Genomic DNA, 468 nt, shown 5'->3' on the forward strand with positions numbered 1-468 from the left:
TGCCGCATTTCGTCGCGCGCTGGAACGGCCGGCCGGCAGCGCTGCGCGGGCGCAGCGGCATGCTGGCCGTGGCCGAACCCGACACCCTGGTGCTGGCCAGCTTCGACCGGACCGGCTGGCGCAGCCTGCGCGCGCTGTATGCCGACACCGCGGCCTGCGACGTGGCCGACCTGGTGTTCCGCGAACGCCTGCTGCAGGGGATCGACCCGGCCGCGCCTCTGTGGCAGACCGGCACCGTGCCGTCCCAGGGCAATGCCGACGTGGACGACGGCATTGCGCTGGCGCTGGCGGGCATGCACCCATGAAGGCGCTCGCCATTGATTTTCGCCGTCCCGCACGCTGGCCCGGGGTGGCGCGCGCAGCGGCGGCCATGCTGGCACTGGCCCTGTGCGGTGCCGCCCTGCGCGAGCACCTGGCATACCGCGCGGCGCTGCTGGAATGGGACGCGGCGCGCGAACGGGCCGGGGC

General features: G+C 74.8%; 1 protein-coding gene. It reads left to right on the forward strand.

Annotated elements, in window-relative coordinates:
* The coding region (locus tag GM672_RS28675; protein WP_170300290.1) for a hypothetical protein at positions 1-305 on the forward strand (305 nt) is incomplete at its 5' end.
* Positions 306-468: the final 163 nt, after the last annotated feature.

The sequence above is a fragment of the Pseudoduganella buxea genome (genome assembly GCF_009720835.1).
GTDB lineage: Bacteria > Pseudomonadota > Gammaproteobacteria > Burkholderiales > Burkholderiaceae_D > Rugamonas > Rugamonas buxea.